The sequence below is a fragment of the Salmonella sp. SAL04196 genome (genome assembly GCF_046550835.1).
Taxonomy (GTDB): Bacteria; Pseudomonadota; Gammaproteobacteria; order Enterobacterales; family Enterobacteriaceae; genus Salmonella; species Salmonella enterica.
This window is the reverse complement of sequence record NZ_JBGDXE010000022.1, coordinates 1-542: the sequence shown is the minus strand read 5'-3', so window position 1 is coordinate 542 and position 542 is coordinate 1. Positions and strand designations below refer to the sequence as shown.

At 49.1% G+C, this 542-nt stretch carries 2 tRNA genes and 1 rRNA gene; all 3 read left to right on the top strand.

Going from position 1 to position 542, the window contains the following annotated elements:
- A 16S ribosomal RNA gene (locus ACLJPE_RS23170) occupies window positions 1-74 on the top strand; the annotation flags it as partial.
- Between the two features lie 69 nt (window positions 75-143).
- A tRNA-Ile gene (locus tag ACLJPE_RS23165) sits at window positions 144-220 on the top strand.
- Window positions 221-329: 109 nt separating this feature from the next.
- Window positions 330-405: transfer RNA gene (locus ACLJPE_RS23160), tRNA-Ala, on the top strand.
- The last annotated feature ends 137 nt before the right edge of the window (window positions 406-542 follow it).

The window sequence follows — 542 nt, the reverse complement described above, 5'->3', positions numbered from 1 at the left end:
CTTTGTGATTCATGACTGGGGTGAAGTCGTAACAAGGTAACCGTAGGGGAACCTGCGGTTGGATCACCTCCTTACCTGAAAGAAACGTTCTTTGCAGTGCTCACACAGATTGTCTGATGAAAAACGAGCAGTAAAACCTCTACAGGCTTGTAGCTCAGGTGGTTAGAGCGCACCCCTGATAAGGGTGAGGTCGGTGGTTCAAGTCCACTCAGGCCTACCAGATTCGCTCCCGTGCTTTGTTGTGGCAAAGCTCGCATACTTCAGTATGCTTCGCTTCACCACGCCGCGCCCGGAAACGAATCAAAGGTAAGAGGTTCTGACTACACGATGGGGCTATAGCTCAGCTGGGAGAGCGCCTGCTTTGCACGCAGGAGGTCTGCGGTTCGATCCCGCATAGCTCCACCATCTCGTGAGTGTTTACGAAAAAATACTTCAGAGTGTACCTGAAAGGGTTCACTGCGAAGTTTTGCTCTTTAAAAATCTGGATCAAGCTGAAAATTGAAACACAGAACAACGAAAGTTGTTCGTGAGTCTCTCAAATT